The following is a 15,809-nucleotide window of genomic DNA, read 5'->3' on the forward strand; positions in this document are numbered from 1 at the left end:
TAGCGCAGCCCGCCACAGGCATCTGAACTTCGGTGGAAATGAGAGTTAGAGAAAGTTTTTGCGTAAGTTCTAATATAATTTAAATCCTTTCTTAATATTTGCTCTAAGCCTAGCTTATAAATAAAAAGCTAAATATTTTTATGGGAAATGATATTTTTCATTACATAAGAAAGTTTTGGATTTGATGATTCAATAAAAATTTTTATATTTTCTTTTTTTCTAATTGGGGATAAATTTGTCTGAATAATGCAATGCTTATTAAAAACTATATATTTCGGTAATTTCCTCAGGTAAATAGTACTTAAGAAACCACAGTAATAATTTTTAGATATTGAGATAATATTCAGTATTTGTACTGTTTTAAAAGTAAACTGTAAAGAAGACATTATTAGAAATGAACATTTTCCAAACTATAGTAGTAAATATAAAATCTTAAAATGAGATTAAATTTAAAATTTTACTATCTAATTGATATTGCAAAAACAAGATGTCAAAAAATATAATTTAGCCGAAAACATCATATTTAGTATTAGAGGACAAGAGCAGTAGTTACCCAAGTGAATTTATTCAAAATATAAATAGGATAAAAATAAAGCAATGAATATTTCTATTCTGATCTTTGGAAAAAGTAATTTTATCGCCACACTTCCAGATCAGATCCGTTATGCGACTGCTTTTAGTGTAGAAGTTATAGACAATTTGGATCGAGCAGTGTCGCGGATTAAAACAACACCTCCTGATATAATCCTGGTGCAAGCTAGCCTAAATGGCAGTATGGAACTCTGCGGTTGGTTGAAAGATCAGACAAAACTATCGTGGATACACTGTATTCTCTTCGAGGATCGTTCCCAGCAGCTGACTGAAAGAAATAAGGGTTGGCACAGGGAATTAGAGATGAGTGCTGCGGCCCTAAAGCAAGGAGCGGATGCATATATTTGGCATCTTATTGAAGAAAAAACAGAATATAGCTTGGCAGAGTTGACTGCCAATCATGGACTAATACTTGCTCAATTGACAGTTGGTTTGCGGAAAGCACAAAAATACCGAGATTTGATTCGGACAAATGATATGTTATCTGCGATCGCCTTAGCCGATTCGTTGACAGAATTAAATAATCGTCGTGCTTTAGAATGGGATTTACCCAGGCAAATTCAAAGAGCCAGGACTCAAAAAACTTCCCTGAGTTTGATTATTCTAGATGTAGATCATTTCAAGAAAGTTAACGATACTTATGGGCATTTAGTAGGCGATCGCATTTTGCAAATATTATGTCAGCGTTTGCGCCATAATCTCCGCTGTCAAGATACAGCATTTCGCTATGGTGGTGAAGAATTTGTGATTCTTCTGGCTAACACTACCGATGAAGAAGCACTATTAGTAGCCCGTCGTCTCAATCGCGTAGTCAGCGACGAACCATTTGCGCTCAACAATAAACTAACAATTAATGTCACTATTAGCCTGGGTACAGCCTCTCTGCAAGCTGAGGATGATGAGAAAGGAGAGAGTCTGCTACATCGTGCCGATCAATGTCTGTTACAGGCTAAAACTTCTGGGCGGAATCGGGTGATTAACTCCAACTACTTATCTCATCACGGCTCACATTTAAAAGCTGTTTCTTCGTGAAATTGGATGAGGTGGACAATTTATGATCTCTGGGAAGGCAGTTTAAAATTGGCACATACCACTTGATTAAATCGTATGTTTTTTGTATTATAGGTAAATCATTCATCCAGACAAAATTTTCCAAAAAAATGATCGCGCTTTGCGCGAGACATTAAGAAGCGTAAAAAATAAAGAGTAGAGTGTTAAAGGGTAAAAGTATAAAGGGCTACTAAGTCCTGCCCCCAATCACCACAACCCGAAAACCCACGAAGTAGTTCCCGAAGCCACGCGCGCCATAGAGGCGACTTGCCGAGCGGCAACCCCTGGGAATGTTGTACCACGAACCACCACGCAGCAGCCGATTTTGATTATCATTATCACCTAACAAAGCGCTTCCATCTTTTGGCGCTTTGTTATAATTTTCGTGCCATTCATCCAGACACCATTCCCATATAGTACCATGCATATCAAATAAACCGAAGGGGTTGGCAGGGAATTTTCCTACATCTGTTGTTTGCTGGCGATATTCACCCTTTGGTCCCTGAGCATAATTACCTGGGTATACTGTTCCGTTATAATCCCAGTCAGTACCTCGATAATTCGCTAAATCAGTTGTAATCGTTTCGCCAAAATAAAACGGCGTAGTCGTTCCCGCTCGACAAGCATATTCCCATTCTGCTTCACTGGGTAAGCGATAGGTTTTCTGAGTTTTTTGAGATAGTCGAGCGCAAAACTCAATTACATCATCCCAAGAAACTTGTTCAACAGGTCGATTAGCACCTTTAAAATAGGATGGGTCGGAATTTAAATCAATATTAACCTGGGGTAAGGCGGCAACAGCTGCCCATTGACTCTGAGTTACCAGAAATTTTCCCATGAAAAAGGGTTGAATGATAACAGAATGCTGTGGACTTTCCCAAGAAAGTCTTTCTAGCTCATCGTCTGGCGAACCCATGAGAAATTTACCACCAGGAATTGCAACCATTTCTTTCCAGAACTACACCATTACCCAAGTTTTCTGTAAAAAACTCGGTGCGTCCACGACTACGGTTAATTTCATAAGTTTTTTTCCCCATACCCAAAAATCCCGCTGATTTGGGCGTTAGGATGGCAGTGTCAAACTCAAACGGCTGAGTTTGAATACCTGGAGAAGATGATTTATTTTCTCGTTGTTTTTGTAATTCTGCTTCCTGTCTTTGATATTCGGCTCTTTCTTGTTCTAGGCGTAATTTTTCTGCTTGTTGTTTTTGATACTCTATTTCTTGTTCTTTTTTGAGACGAACTATATCTTCATCTTTAAGCTGATAATATTTTTGGAATTTCTTTAATTCAGCTTCAGCTTTTTCAGCCAATGGATATCCTTGTTCATCTACAAAACTCGTCAAGTATTGCTTGTATTTGTCTAGATTTTTCTTATATATACCGTAAGGTTCTAATACTTTTTCTCGAACTGCCCTAGCTTCTCGATCTGTTAATTTTAATTTTTCTTGTAAGTCTTTTAATATATCAGATTCCACAAGAGAAATCTCGCCATCAGACGCAAATTCTTCAGCCTTTTGGCGATACTCAACTATTGCAGCTTCCCTGATGAACCGTTGTTGTTGACGCTCCTTAATTAGTTGTTCAGCCGCAAACTTAATTCCCTGAGCTACATTTGTGAATGTATCATCTTGATTACTCCAAGACATAATAGGTAGGGCATTTTTGGGCAGAGCTTGTAGTTTAGCAAATGGTGCATCTTGCCAAAAAACGTTTCGCAGAATAATTGGAATAACACAAGCCTCTTCAGCTTCGTGGCGTTCTATCGCTTTGGTAACTTCAACATCCCAGCAGTATTTAGAATATATAAAGTCTGAACTGACTAGTAATAAAATGATATCGGCTGTATTTAAATTTTCATTAATCTCCCCATCCCATTCTCTTCCCGGTGGTATCTTGCGATCGTGCCAAGTTGAAATAATACCTTGCCGTTCCAACATGGTCAGGTGTTTAGTCAGTTCATCTTTTAGGGGTTCGTCGTTGTGAGAGTAGGAACAAACCACCTTGAGTGGTTCTAACGAAACATCTGCCATTTTGCATCTTTAGGAGTAGTATAAATTACGCTTCTTACAAATTATAGTATTTTTGCGTGATTTCCTTGATAAACTAACTCCGATCGCCAGTGCAACTCTTCATCGTCTTAACCTAAAGATACGAAATTGCGATCGCTATTCCATTTTGATGCTACTGCGATCGCTGTATAAAATCGACAGGGTAACTTTTATTCCAATCAAAACACGTCAAGCTTGACTCCAATCTTGCAACTCTAGTGCTTCAATTCTCTTTTAAAACTATGCTTTAGAATTTATCTAAATTAATTAATGCCTTAACTTATGCTTCTTACCGAACTCATACCGCTACTTAAAGAATTATCCCACACTGATAAACTTTTACTAATGCATTTCCTGGCAGCCGAATTGTTAAAGGAATCAAGTTTAGTTCCATTGGATGCTCAGGACAAAGTAGCTAGTCTTGGCTTATATGATTCTTTTGAAGCTGCTGCTGTTTTAGCAAAGGCATTAGCAGATGAAAAAGCAGCAACACATGGTTGATAAAGTTAGATTTGCATTTACTGAGGTAAATCCAGAACTTGGTGCATTAAGTACGCTGCCTTATCTACCGCTAATTCTCACTTATCAGAATCGTTCTGTAAGTGTATCAGGCTTACTAGATACTGGTTCTACTATTAACGTATTGCCCTACGAAATAGGGTTAAGGCTGGGGGCAGTTTGGGAACGTCAAAGACTCTCTGTTCCATTGGGTGGTAATTTAGCTAGGTTTGAGGCGAGGGCATTGGTGTTGATGGCGAATGTTGAACAATTTCCGACAGTAGAGCTAGCTTTTGCTTGGACAAGAGATAGAAACGCCCCATTGATTTTAGGACACATGAATTTCTTTGTAGCGTTTGATGTGTGCTTCTATCGTTCTGAATTAGTATTTGAAATTAGTCCTAAAATAGCTTGATGGAAATGGTGAAACCCAACATTGTATTAGGTTAACGTTGGGTTTCACTGCATTTAACTACCTTGATTCGGCGGTATTTGTTCAGGTGGCGTCTCCGCTGGGGGAGCGAGTACCGCATCCGGCACAATTTCTTCTACATTAATCGGTTGCTTATCCTCAAGTTCAAAATCTGGTTGCGCTGCTTCCACTAATTCCGGAGATGGGGGATGTGGTGGAATTGCTTCCGGTATACTCTCAGTTTTTGCTTCGGTGTCGGTAGTAACTGTCTTTTCTGGTGGTTGTTCTGGTATGACAATGGTTTTGTCAATAATCTCAATAGCAGGTTTCTCTGACAGTACAGAAGTAATATCTTCAGGTTTGGGGGTTGTGTGTGTCTTTTTGCTTACAGTTTGCTGCACCTTGTCTTTTGCGCCACTGAAGGTACTACCCAGACCTTTTTGCAACTGGCCCAGCCGTTCCTGAAGGGACAACTTATTCACCTGTTCTTGAATGCCAGTTTTTACTGTCTCAGTACTGGGTACTTGGGTTTGTTGTGCCTGCGGGGTCAATTGCCGACGTAATGATAGAGTTTGCCAGCCAAACCAAACCAAAAGAGCCACACTAGCCACATGACCCAGCAACAAACCTCCAGTAATGCGTGGTGCAAATACCCATAAGACTAAAGCATAGAACAATCCTACGCCACTCCAAATAAAGTCATTCTTACGATGGATTTCTGGAAAAAAGAAAGCCGCTATGTAAATGGCTAAACTACCAAGACCCACTACCAAAGCTAGGACAAATGCCAGCATTATTTGGTTACTCCTTACTGCGTCCTTTGACTATTTCAATTTTGCAAATTTTGCCAGTCAATTGTTGATTTAGATACAATTTAAAATTAATTATCCATGTTAATTGTGGATTTTTGTTGTTTAGATTAAGTCTTAAGGTCTTCTTTAGGGGAGAAGGGAAAATATCGGACTACCCTTAAAGTAAAAGGATCTGCAAGAGTTAGCCAGAAATTTTTTATGACACTACAAAGCTTTGGTGTGATTGGATTAGCCGTTATGGGTGAGAACATCGCTCTAAACGTCGAACGTAATGGCTTTCCAATCGCAGTATACAACCGCTCACGCGATAAAACCGACAAATTCATGGCAGAGCGTGCGCCAGGACGGAACGTCAAAGCCGCATTTACCCTGGAAGAATTTGTTGCTGCATTGGAACGTCCTCGCAAAATCTTAGTGATGGTGCAAGCTGGTAAGCCAGTAGATGCGGTGATTTCTCAACTGAGACCTTTGCTAGATGAAGGTGATATCATTATCGACGGTGGCAACTCTTGGTTTGAAGATACAGAGCGACGCACTCAGGAACTAGAACCTGCTGGACTTCGGTTTATCGGGATGGGTGTTAGTGGTGGTGAAGAAGGGGCGCTAAATGGTCCCTCACTTATGCCTGGAGGTACAGAAAGCTCCTACGAATATCTGTCACCAATTTTTAATAAAATTGCTGCCCAAGTTGATGATGGCCCTTGCGTAACCTATTGCGGTCCTGGTGGTGCTGGTCACTACGTCAAAATGGTACACAACGGCATTGAATACGGCGATATGCAGTTGATTGCAGAAGCATACGACTTGCTGAAAAATGCTGCCGGACTAGACCATAATCAGCTACACGAAGTTTTTACCGAATGGAATACCACCGACGAACTCAATTCGTTTTTGATTGAAATTACGTCAAAGATTTTCCCATACATTGACCCAGAAACAAATCTACCCTTAGTTGATTTGATTGTTGATGCCGCAGGGCAAAAGGGAACCGGACGCTGGACAGTTCAAACTGCAATGGATTTGGGAGTTGCTGTACCAACAATGATTGCTGCGGTGAACGCGCGGATCATGTCTTCTTTCAAAAAAGAGCGGGTAGAAGCATCCAAGATACTTACAGGCCCTTCTGGCAAGTATGAGGGAGATACCAAAGCTTTTATCAACATGGTGCGAGATGCCCTGTATTGCTCGAAAATCTGTTCTTACGCTCAGGGTATGGCACTGTTAGCTACAGCTTCAAAAACCTACAACTATAACTTGCATTTAGGTGAATTGGCGCGGATTTGGAAGGGTGGCTGTATTATCCGTGCTGGATTTTTGAATAAGATTAAGAACGCATTTAACGTAAATCCAGCGCCACCTAACCTGCTATTAGCCCCCGAATTTAAGCAGACGATTCTCGACAGACAATCAGCTTGGCGCGAAGTGTTGATAACATCAGCAAAACTGGGAATTCCAGTACCAGCATTCAGTGCGTCATTAGATTATTTTGACAGCTATCGACGCGATCGCTTGCCCCAAAACCTCACTCAAGCCCAACGCGACTACTTCGGAGCGCACACCTACGAGCGACTTGATAAGCCCGGAGTCTTCCACACCGAATGGACGCCAATTTCTGAAGCATCAGTGCAAACTTCCACACCAAGAGAGCTGCAAACTTCAGAACCAACTACACCTACAAATTAGAGAGTCTTAAATTGTAAATTTGAAAGTGGCTCTTTGAGAGTCACTTTTTTTATCAATTATCACTGTTAATTGTTAATTATTTTTTGTTAAGCTAATGCACTTTTAACTTGCGTATTTTTCATTTTAGAAAAAGACATCAATTTTTATCTACTGTTACTCTGCTTTTCTGCTGTCTAAATGTGCTTTCTTAGAAGTGTAAAAGCTTATATCATTCCCAAGACCTTAGTATTAAGGATTGTTATTACCAAGATATTTGGCTTTTAATTCTTCTAATTCTTCATCTATTTTGCTTTTACTAGTAGGCTGAGATGTAGGATTTGGTGGTTGTATTTTATTTGTTTGAGGTTTGTTGCCACCCAAAAATTGGGTTTTCATTTCCTCTAATTCTCGATCAATTTGACTAGGAGATTTCGATACAAAAGTGGGTGGAGAATTTGGTGGTGATTGAAGGATAGGTTTTGGCGCGTTTGCTGGTGTTGCTACTTGCGACCGTTGATTTAAGTCTTTGAGAACTTCGTCTACTGTTTGATAACGCCGAATTGGAATACTTTCTAACATCTTGTTGAGAATGCGACTCAGCTGATTACTGATGGGAGTTTGCAAGTATTGCTGCCAGACCCAAGTATCATTGTTGGTATCATAAGAATCGAAGGGCGATCGCCCAGTTAATAAATTAATACAAGTAGCACCCAAACTATAAATATCGCTGGCAAAAACAGCCCTACCTCTCATTTGTTCAGGCGCAACATATTCTGGACTGCCAATGCTAGTACCAGTTTTATTTAAATCAGCGCCAGTAGCAGATTTAGCAGCACCAAAATCTACTAATACTAGTTTGCCTTGAGCATTGCTCTGGCGAATAATATTTTCTGGCTTAATATCGCGGTGAATTACGTGTTTGGCGTGACAAAATTGCAAAACTGACAATAAATCATTTAATAGTTGCCAGATTTGCGTTTCACTAAAAGCACCTCTATGTGCTAACTCCTGGGCTAAGTTTTGCCCGTCGATAAATTCTTGTACAAGATACTGCCGAGCTTCTTGGGTAAAATATGCCAGTAGTTCGGGAATTTGGGGATGTTTGCCTAATTCATCTAACTGCACCGCTTCTTGGTTAAATAACTCTACGGCTTTGGCAAGGGTGTTAGTGCCTTGGGATTGGGGATAAAATTGCTTAATTACGCAGCGTGGTTTTGAGGGTTTATCCTCATCCACAGCTAAGAAGGTTTTGCCAAAACCACCTTGTCCGATTGGTTTGATAGCACGGTAACGTTCTTTGAGGAGTAACTTGGAACCGCAAGTCACGCAAAACTTGACATGATCAGGATTTTCAGGCTTGGGACAATGGGGATTAAGGCAGTAGCTCATACAGGCGATCGCTCTTATATGTCTTTATTTTCTCCTGTCCCAGGCAAAAGCGGGTTTAGATTTGCCAATTATCCAGTATTAAGCTAGTGAAAGCTATATTAGACAAGTCATCACCCATAACACTGCTAATTACCCCATACCTTCCATAACTGGATGAAAGTAGAAGGCGAATCCCAACACTGTATAAGCAGCTAATAATAAAGTGCCTTCCAGCCAATTAGACCTACCATCGGAACTAATAGTGTTGGCAATCAACACTGACACAACCACAGCGACTAATTCAAAGGGTTTGAAATCTAAATCCATTGGTTGACCTAATACTCGCCCTGCTACAACTAACACAGGCGCAACAAAGAGCGCAATCTGCATACTTGATCCCACAGCTACAGACAGGGAAAGATCCATCTTATCTTTCATCGCCACGGTGACTGCTGTGGCGTGTTCAGCCGCGTTACCGACGATAGGAACCAAAATTACCCCTGTAAACAGCGCCGTCAAACCTAGCTTAGATGTGGCTACTTCCAGAGAATCGACCAACATTTCTGATTCAATTGCCACTAGCAAGGTACATACTAGCAGCACGCCAACCCATAAAGCTATATTTGGTTTACCATGAGATATTTCCTCAACTTCTGCTTCTGCCTCCGCTACACCCACATCATAAAGATAGGAGTGAGTTTTCATCGAAAATAGCAGCGTTAGGGCATAAACCAAGATTAATACTACAGCAACGGCAATAGAAAGATTTTGCAGTGTTTGTTGGTTAATTCCTTGAGAGGTATAGTTCATTGCCGTTGGCATCAAAATGGCAATCACTGCCAAATTCATCGAAGCAGCATTCACCCGCGCCACAATTGGCTGAAATGTCTGTTCTTTGTAGCGCAGTCCTCCCAAAAGCATGGAAAAACCCATTACCAGTAGTAAGTTGCTAATAATCGATCCCGTGATACTAGCTTTGACTATATCTATAAACCCAGCGTTCAGCGCTACTAAGGCGATGATTAATTCTGTAGCATTGCCAAAGGTGGCGTTTAACAAGCCCCCCAATGATGGCCCGACTACAACAGTAATTTCTTCTGTGGCTGTACCCATCCAAGCTGCTAAGGGCAGAATCGCTAATCCAGCTGTGATGAAAACTATCAAATCTCCCCATTCCAGAAAGTGAGCTGCTACAGAAACCGGGATAAACAGTAGTAAAGCGAAAAGAATAATGTTTTTGGTTGACATTTGTTGTTTTGGGTTGAAGGTATCATTCACAGCGAGCAATCCTAAATTTTAAATTTGGAGTGTTGAATCAACAATCACTTTCACTCAGCACTCCGACATAATACTCTCAACCGCTTGTACAGCAATTCAGAAATTTTACTGTTTTCAATTCACTACTGTGTATGTGAAATTAGATTGCGATATAATGAGTTATTGTAATCTTTTGTTGCAAAACTATAAATATGAGCCAAAATATTACACCGAAAATGGGGTTTAATATATTAAAAGACAATTAAATTTTGATTGGCGCCCAAGAAGAGAAAACCCCTAATCTGAGGCCTTGTTCAATGGCTAATTACTTTAAGCTTTTAGGGAAAGGGCTGTCTTGCAAAGTTCCTTTAAGTCGGCACCACCCAACGGACTTTGCGCTGTGCGATAACGCAGATTTCCCACTACAATAAAATCGCCTTGTCAAAATTTAGTTGGATTCCATAGTTGTTTATACCGGATTTTGTGTGAAAACTATTGTATAAAGGTTGACGCACAATAGTTTTGCTGCAACTACAAGTTTTTTTTGGATAAATATACATGACTTCTGCTGACCAAATGCCAGCTAGTGGCTCAACGTTAACATTACATTCAGATCCCAATAACACCAAACAAACTGATCCCCTGAGAAAGGCTAATGGTGTTTATGTGACGGTGCATGGTCATTTTTACCAGCCACCAAGGGAAAACCCTTATCTGGACGCAATTGAACGCCAACCGAGCGCTGCACCTTTCCATGATTGGAATGAGCGGATTCATTGGGAATGCTATCGCCCGAATGCCTTTGCCAGAGTCTTAAATGACCGAGGTGAAGTAGCGGGGATCGTCAACAATTATGAGTATTTCAGTTTTAATATTGGCCCAACGCTGATGTCGTGGTTAGAACGCTACGATGTGGAGGTTTATCAGCGGATTTTAGAGGCGGATGCCAAGAGTAGCCAACGTTTGCATGGTCACGGCAATGCGATCGCGCAAGTATACAATCACATCATCATGCCTCTGGCGAACGAACGCGACAAATATACCCAAATTCGCTGGGGTAAAGAAGACTTCCGCTCTCGTTTTGGACGTGATCCCGAAGGGATGTGGTTAGCAGAAACCGGTGTGGATTATGCCACCCTAGAAGCTCTTGTTGCTGAGGGTATTCGCTTCATTATCCTTGCACCATCTCAAGCACTGCGTTGCCGTCCTCTCCCGACTCGAGATCATCCCCATCCCGAATGGATCGAAGTCGGTGGTAGTCAGATTGATTCCACCCGTCCCTACCGTTGTTATTTACAGCCCACACTAGAGACTTCATCTTCACCTGTGAGTGCGATCGCCACTGGCCCCAAAAATACCAGTAGAGAAGAATTACCATACATTGATATCTTCTTCTACGATGGCCCGATATCGCGGGACATGGGTTTTAGTGATGTCGTTTATAATTCCAGTCACTTTGTCGGACGTATTGGTTCGGCAGTGCGTGGGGATCATCGTCCAGCACAGTTAATCTCTGTGGCGACAGATGGGGAAACTTTCGGACATCACAAAAAGGGAACAGAGAAAACTTTAGCCTACGCCTTTACCAAAGAGTTTCCTCAACAGGATTGGACAGTAACTAACTTCGCCCACTACCTGAGCTTAAATTCTCCCAGTTGGGAAGTGGAATTAAAGTCAGTCACAGCCTGGAGTTGCGCCCACGGTGTCGGCAGATGGCAGGATGACTGTGGTTGTGGTGGAGAAGGCGGTGTTTGGCATCAGAAATGGCGTCGTCCCTTGCGAGATGCCCTAAATTGGCTGCGGGATCAACTAATTGAAGTGTATGCAGAACATGGCAGACAGTTATTTCGTGATCCCTGGCTAGCACGAGATGAATATATCCAAGTAATACGCGATCGCTCTGCTAGCAATGTCAACCGTTTCCTCTCACGTCATCAAACTCACAAACTAACCGCAGCCGAACAAGTAGATGCCCTGCGCCTGTTAGAAATGCAGCGTCACGCTTTATTAATGTTCACTAGTTGCGGCTGGTTTTTTGAAGAAATTTCTCGTCCAGAGGGGACACAAATTCTGCGCTACGCCGCCCGTGCTTTGGAATTGGCGGGGGAAGTAGCAGGTGTGCAGTTGGAAAAAGGCTTCGTCAAACGTCTTGGTTTAGCCCCTAGTAATGTGGATGAGTTCAAACACGGTGGGGAAATTTATCGCCAACTCGTGTTAACTGCCCAACTGGGCTTTAAGCAAGTTGCAGCCCATTACGCCATTACTTCCCTGTTTACCAATCAGAAACCAGCAGAAACGCACAATTCCCTATCTAGAAAAGATGCTGCCGAGAAAAAGTCTCAGCGTTACCATAAGCAGGTTTATTGCTACACTGCTAATGAGCTAGATTACCAACTGCAACGGATGGGATCGCTAACTCTGGCTGTAGGAAATTTAAAGCTGGTATCAGAGATTACTTGGGAAAGTGAGCATTTGGTATTTGCAGTTTTGCATTTGGGAGGCTGGGATTTCCACTGCTGTATTCAGCAATTTACTGGGCGGCGTGACTACAGCCAAATCAAAGAAAAGTTGTTTGGGGCACTCAAACAAGCTAGTGCAGCTCATACTATTTTGGCGATGACCCAGCTATTTGAGAAAGAAGCTTTTAGCTTGCAAAATCTATTTGCTGAAGAACGCCACCGGATTATGCGGCTGCTGAGTCAGGAAACACTGACACGTTTAGGACAGTTGTATACTCAAGCCTACCGTGATAATTATGGAGTACTGATGGCGTTTCATCGTGATGAAATTGCAGTACCGCAAGAATTGCAGGTAGCAGCCGATATTGCTTTAGGGCATCGCTGTCTGATCACATTACGATCGCTCGAGCAAGAAATTGCCGATCCCCAAAAGAGTTGGAGTCACATATTAGAATTGGAGGCGATCGCTACTGAAGCAAAACATCTGCGTTGTCGGCTGAATATTCCTGACGGTAAGCAGATGTTAGAACAGTTAATTGCGCGATCGCTCTGGCAATTGTTGCACGATCCCAATGGTAGCTTTAATGCAGATATCCAACTATTGGAACGATTGATTGATGTTGGGGATCAACTGAATATTGATATTTCCCTACAGCGATCGCAGGAACTATATTTTAGTTGTCTGCACAGTCAGATAGCATCGATGTGTATCACTGGCCTTGGTAATGAAGCAGATAATCAGTGTCTTCAGTTGCTCAAGTTGGGTAAAAAGTTAGCTGTTGATGTCAGTTCGATTTCAAATCAGTTGGGGTAGATGTAGGGACTCGCGCTACATTAACATCAATTTACAGCAGTTTTTATGTATTTGAACCACATCTGTTGTATGGGCACAAGGTCTTGCGCCCCTATAGCGTGATCTATTTACCTGAAAATAGCTGTAAGTCAAAACCTTGTTCCTAGCTAAAGACTGGGAAGGAGGTCAATTTTTCGATAAAAAATTTCATACACAGAGAAGGGGATAATTATCCCCTTTTCTTTTGACAGTGAAACTGCTAGTCCAAGGCATAGCAAATAATTGCCCGTAGACGTAGCAAATTTCTGCGATCACAAACATGTCTTCAGGTACGGTTCCCCTGTCGAGAAATCCTCCCTGTGATCGCTACTTACCCAAGATAAGACGCGGTAAATTAAATATGTAGCTTCTAAAAGGGAATGCTACGTGAATGCTACAAACTTGCTTGTTACGGGCTAGCGTTAGCAACATCCTGCAACACTGCTCCCAAGATTGGGAGAAATCATAAATAATAATTCTGTTTTTCAAGCGATAGTCTTATGCGTAAAAAACTACAACAAACCATCAAACCGCTGTTAAAAACCTTCTTAGCCCTAAGCTTAGTGTTAGCTTTGGCTCTTGGTCACGCTGACGGCGCATTAGCAGCCCGCAGTGGGGGTCGTATCGGTGGTGGCTCCTTTAGAGCACCTTCCAGCCGCACCTATACACCACGCACTTATGCACCTCCTGGCGGGGGCGGATACTATCCTGGTGGTGGTTTTGGTGGTGGCTTTGGCTTTCCCTTCCTACTTCCCTTCTGGGGTATTGGAGGAGGATTTGGTGGTATATTTACCATCTTAATTTTCTTGGCGATCGCTAATTTCTTATTGCAAACTTTCCGCCGCGTCTCTAGCGGTGAAACTGGAGAAGTAGATTACAGCAGTAACTCTCCTGTTTCTGTAACTCGTTTGCAAGTAGGTTTGTTAGCTCAAGCCCGTGAATTGCAAAATGAACTCAACCAGATTGCTGAAACTGCTGATACTAACACCCCAGAAGGCAGAGCAGAAATTCTACAAGAAGCCAGCCTCGCTTTACTCCGCCATCCTGAATACTTTGTATATGCAGGTGGTGGCACTCAACAAGCTAGTTTAAATTCAGCTGAAGGTCAGTTTAATCGGCTGTCATTGGCAGAACGCAGCAAGTTTAGCGAAGAAACTCTTTCTAATGTCAACAACCAGCTAAGAACAGCCCTTGCCAAAGATACTTTACCTCCGACTAGTGAACTCGACAACCCCACCCGCCTATTTACCGAAGGCGCTGGTGAATACATTATCGTCACCTTGCTGGCGGCGACACTAGGTAAGTTTGACATTCCCACAGCGATTAATAGTGCTGATGATTTGCGTCAAGCTTTGCGGCAAATTGGTAGTATCCCTAGCGACAAGCTTCTAGCAATTGAAGTTCTTTGGACTCCTCAAGCTGAAAATGATACCCTCACATCTGATGATGTGTTGGCAAATTATCCTGATTTGAGACTTGTTTAATCTGTGAAAATTTTGCGCTTGAGCGCTAAGAAAAACTTTGCATCTTAGTGCAACGAATAAGTTCCCCTTAAGAACAATAACTAAAAAACCGTTTGTCATTGACAAGCGGTTTTTTGTAGAGTTTATATCATTTCCAGATAATCAGTTATGATTGCCACAGTCATTTCACCCCACCCTGCCCTAAGAGTTTCCAAAGAGAAGATTAAGAGGTGGGGTTCTCGGAGGTGAATAAGTAATTAAGTGGACATAATAGATATATTTAACTATGATTTGAGAAACATTTTGGTAGTATTATCAAAATGCATTATACGCAAAGTGTTATCTTATGCCTAGTGTTGAAGCTGACAAAAACCGAGAGCATCGCATTAAAACAGAGATCCTTGTAGATGCTGAAGATAAAGAAGACCGGGCTATGGGTTGGTACTACTACCTTGAAGAGGCTGTAAATTTTCCCTTTTTGGCTACATGGACTAAGAAGGGACGCAAATCAGGTGCTGTCGAGGAGAAACAAGTGGAAGTACTAGGAATGGCCCCAGATGATGAGTGCTTAAAAGATATGTTTGTCGAAGTAGCTTATATTAATGGTAAGGATGATGATGTATATTCTGCAAAATTATCTGAAATAGCAGCCATTGATGCTGACAGTGAAACTCAAGAAGCGATCGCAGACTGGCTCTATTGGATTGCTAGAGGTTATAAATTTTAAACTCTAGGATAAATACCGAATGACGCGGCAAGGATTGCCAGCAACAACATTCTCAGGTATATCTTTGACAACGACACTACCAGCATCAATGGTTGTGTTATCACCAATGGTTACACCTGGACAAATAATTGCATTGCCACCAATCCAGACATTATTACCAATGTTAATTGGGGTAGCTAATTCTCTACCAGAAAGACGCAATTTCTGGCTTGTTGGGTGATAAGCAGTATAAATTTGTACACAAGGAGCGCATAAAACATTTTCACCAATATGAACTGTATTACAGTCTAAAATTACACAGCCATAGTTCATATACAATTTGTCGCCAGTGAAAATATTACTACCATAGTCACAGTGAAAGGGTGGCACAATTGCTACTTTTTGACCGATTTTTCCAAATAATTCTTGCTTGCAAAATTTGCTGCCGTTGCTCTTGCTGTTCTTCGGTTGTAGAATTGTACTTTCGCAACAGACGACTGGCTCGCTTATTTTCGGCAGCCAATTCTAGATCTTCGGCCAAATATAATTCGCCTGCGAGCATTTTCTATTTTTCGGTTTTTTCCATGACAGAATTATGGGGCTTCTCGGTTGTATACCATAACCTTAGTAGTGCCTAGAGTATCATTT

At 41.6% G+C, this 15,809-nt stretch carries 13 protein-coding genes and 2 pseudogenes; 8 read left to right on the plus strand and 7 right to left on the minus strand.

Features of this window, described 5'->3' with window-relative positions:
- Positions 1-597 precede the first annotated feature (597 nt).
- Positions 598-1,623, plus strand: a complete 1,026-nt coding sequence (locus V7K89_RS12865; protein WP_335187601.1) for a GGDEF domain-containing protein — start codon at positions 598-600, stop codon at positions 1,621-1,623.
- A gap of 13 nt (positions 1,624-1,636) precedes the next feature.
- Here V7K89_RS12865 and V7K89_RS12870 read toward each other — a convergent pair.
- From V7K89_RS12870 to V7K89_RS12880, 3 genes and pseudogenes are all read right to left on the minus strand, one after another.
- Positions 1,637-1,729: pseudogene (locus V7K89_RS12870) on the minus strand (diversity-generating retroelement protein Avd); the annotation flags it as partial.
- A 102-nt stretch (positions 1,730-1,831) separates the two neighbouring features.
- Complete coding sequence (locus tag V7K89_RS12875) at positions 1,832-2,587, minus strand: formylglycine-generating enzyme family protein (protein ID WP_335187603.1); 756 nt, start codon at positions 2,585-2,587, stop codon at positions 1,832-1,834.
- Positions 2,565-3,674 (minus strand): TIR domain-containing protein, encoded by a 1,110-nt coding sequence (locus V7K89_RS12880; protein ID WP_335187605.1) that lies wholly within the window; start codon positions 3,672-3,674, stop codon positions 2,565-2,567. The genes V7K89_RS12875 and V7K89_RS12880 overlap by 23 nt, the downstream gene beginning before the upstream one ends.
- Before the next feature lie 52 nt (positions 3,675-3,726).
- On the opposite strand from V7K89_RS12880, the gene V7K89_RS12885 reads away from it, so the two are divergent.
- The 3 genes from V7K89_RS12885 (at position 3,727) to V7K89_RS12895 (ending at position 4,605) form a co-directional block, all read left to right on the plus strand.
- Positions 3,727-3,891, plus strand: a complete 165-nt coding sequence (locus tag V7K89_RS12885; RefSeq protein WP_335187607.1) for a hypothetical protein — start codon at positions 3,727-3,729, stop codon at positions 3,889-3,891.
- An 83-nt stretch (positions 3,892-3,974) separates the two neighbouring features.
- On the plus strand, positions 3,975-4,193 hold the full coding sequence (locus V7K89_RS12890) for a hypothetical protein (RefSeq protein WP_335187609.1): 219 nt from the start codon (positions 3,975-3,977) through the stop codon (positions 4,191-4,193).
- The gene (locus tag V7K89_RS12895; RefSeq protein WP_335187686.1) at positions 4,186-4,605 is read left to right on the plus strand and encodes a hypothetical protein; all 420 of its coding nucleotides are present in this window, start codon (positions 4,186-4,188) and stop codon (positions 4,603-4,605) included. The genes V7K89_RS12890 and V7K89_RS12895 overlap by 8 nt, the downstream gene beginning before the upstream one ends.
- Before the next feature lie 53 nt (positions 4,606-4,658).
- On the opposite strand, the gene V7K89_RS12900 is transcribed toward V7K89_RS12895, so the two are convergent.
- Positions 4,659-5,396 (minus strand): Ycf66 family protein, encoded by a 738-nt coding sequence (locus V7K89_RS12900; protein ID WP_335187611.1) that lies wholly within the window; start codon positions 5,394-5,396, stop codon positions 4,659-4,661.
- A gap of 216 nt (positions 5,397-5,612) precedes the next feature.
- Between V7K89_RS12900 and gndA the strand changes: the two genes are divergently transcribed.
- Positions 5,613-7,097, plus strand: a complete 1,485-nt coding sequence (gene gndA / locus V7K89_RS12905; protein ID WP_335187613.1) for an NADP-dependent phosphogluconate dehydrogenase — start codon at positions 5,613-5,615, stop codon at positions 7,095-7,097.
- A 228-nt stretch (positions 7,098-7,325) separates the two neighbouring features.
- Here the strand turns inward: gndA and V7K89_RS12910 are convergent, their stop codons facing one another.
- Together V7K89_RS12910 and cax are read right to left on the minus strand one after the other, a co-directional pair.
- Positions 7,326-8,465: a serine/threonine-protein kinase gene (locus V7K89_RS12910; RefSeq protein WP_335187615.1), complete on the minus strand. Its 1,140-nt coding sequence runs from the start codon at positions 8,463-8,465 to the stop codon at positions 7,326-7,328.
- 129 nt (positions 8,466-8,594) lie between these two features.
- On the minus strand, positions 8,595-9,692 hold the full coding sequence (cax, locus tag V7K89_RS12915; protein ID WP_335187617.1) for a calcium/proton exchanger: 1,098 nt from the start codon (positions 9,690-9,692) through the stop codon (positions 8,595-8,597).
- A 567-nt stretch (positions 9,693-10,259) separates the two neighbouring features.
- Between cax and V7K89_RS12920 the strand changes: the two genes are divergently transcribed.
- The 3 genes from V7K89_RS12920 (at position 10,260) to V7K89_RS12930 (ending at position 15,182) form a co-directional block, all read left to right on the plus strand.
- Positions 10,260-12,974, plus strand: a complete 2,715-nt coding sequence (locus tag V7K89_RS12920) for a DUF3536 domain-containing protein (RefSeq protein ID WP_335187619.1) — start codon at positions 10,260-10,262, stop codon at positions 12,972-12,974.
- Between the two features lie 518 nt (positions 12,975-13,492).
- Complete coding sequence (locus V7K89_RS12925) at positions 13,493-14,476, plus strand: DUF1517 domain-containing protein (protein ID WP_335187621.1); 984 nt, start codon at positions 13,493-13,495, stop codon at positions 14,474-14,476.
- A 325-nt stretch (positions 14,477-14,801) separates the two neighbouring features.
- Positions 14,802-15,182, plus strand: coding sequence for a calcium-binding protein (locus V7K89_RS12930; protein ID WP_335187623.1), 381 nt, complete (start codon positions 14,802-14,804; stop codon positions 15,180-15,182).
- Between the two features lie 3 nt (positions 15,183-15,185).
- Here the strand turns inward: V7K89_RS12930 and V7K89_RS12935 are convergent.
- Positions 15,186-15,723 (minus strand): annotated as a pseudogene (locus V7K89_RS12935) (sugar O-acetyltransferase).
- Positions 15,724-15,809 lie beyond the last annotated feature (86 nt).

The sequence above is a fragment of the Nostoc sp. genome (assembly GCF_036917515.1).
Taxonomy (GTDB): Bacteria; Cyanobacteriota; Cyanobacteriia; order Cyanobacteriales; family Nostocaceae; genus Nostoc.

Bases quoted from the DNA above. Each gene is read 5' to 3' on its own strand.
- V7K89_RS12865 (WP_335187601.1), top strand. From the start codon at position 598: ATGAATATTTCTATTCTGATCTTTGGAAAAAGTAATTTTATCGCCACA.
- V7K89_RS12875 (WP_335187603.1), bottom strand. From the start codon at position 2,587: ATGGTTGCAATTCCTGGTGGTAAATTTCTCATGGGTTCGCCAGACGAT.
- V7K89_RS12880 (WP_335187605.1), bottom strand. From the start codon at position 3,674: ATGGCAGATGTTTCGTTAGAACCACTCAAGGTGGTTTGTTCCTACTCT.
- V7K89_RS12890 (WP_335187609.1), top strand. From the start codon at position 3,975: ATGCTTCTTACCGAACTCATACCGCTACTTAAAGAATTATCCCACACT.
- V7K89_RS12895 (WP_335187686.1), top strand. From the start codon at position 4,186: ATGGTTGATAAAGTTAGATTTGCATTTACTGAGGTAAATCCAGAACTT.
- V7K89_RS12900 (WP_335187611.1), bottom strand. From the start codon at position 5,396: ATGCTGGCATTTGTCCTAGCTTTGGTAGTGGGTCTTGGTAGTTTAGCC.
- gndA (WP_335187613.1), top strand. From the start codon at position 5,613: ATGACACTACAAAGCTTTGGTGTGATTGGATTAGCCGTTATGGGTGAG.
- V7K89_RS12910 (WP_335187615.1), bottom strand. From the start codon at position 8,465: ATGAGCTACTGCCTTAATCCCCATTGTCCCAAGCCTGAAAATCCTGAT.
- cax (WP_335187617.1), bottom strand. From the start codon at position 9,692: ATGTCAACCAAAAACATTATTCTTTTCGCTTTACTACTGTTTATCCCG.
- V7K89_RS12920 (WP_335187619.1), top strand. From the start codon at position 10,260: ATGACTTCTGCTGACCAAATGCCAGCTAGTGGCTCAACGTTAACATTA.
- V7K89_RS12925 (WP_335187621.1), top strand. From the start codon at position 13,493: ATGCGTAAAAAACTACAACAAACCATCAAACCGCTGTTAAAAACCTTC.
- V7K89_RS12930 (WP_335187623.1), top strand. From the start codon at position 14,802: ATGCCTAGTGTTGAAGCTGACAAAAACCGAGAGCATCGCATTAAAACA.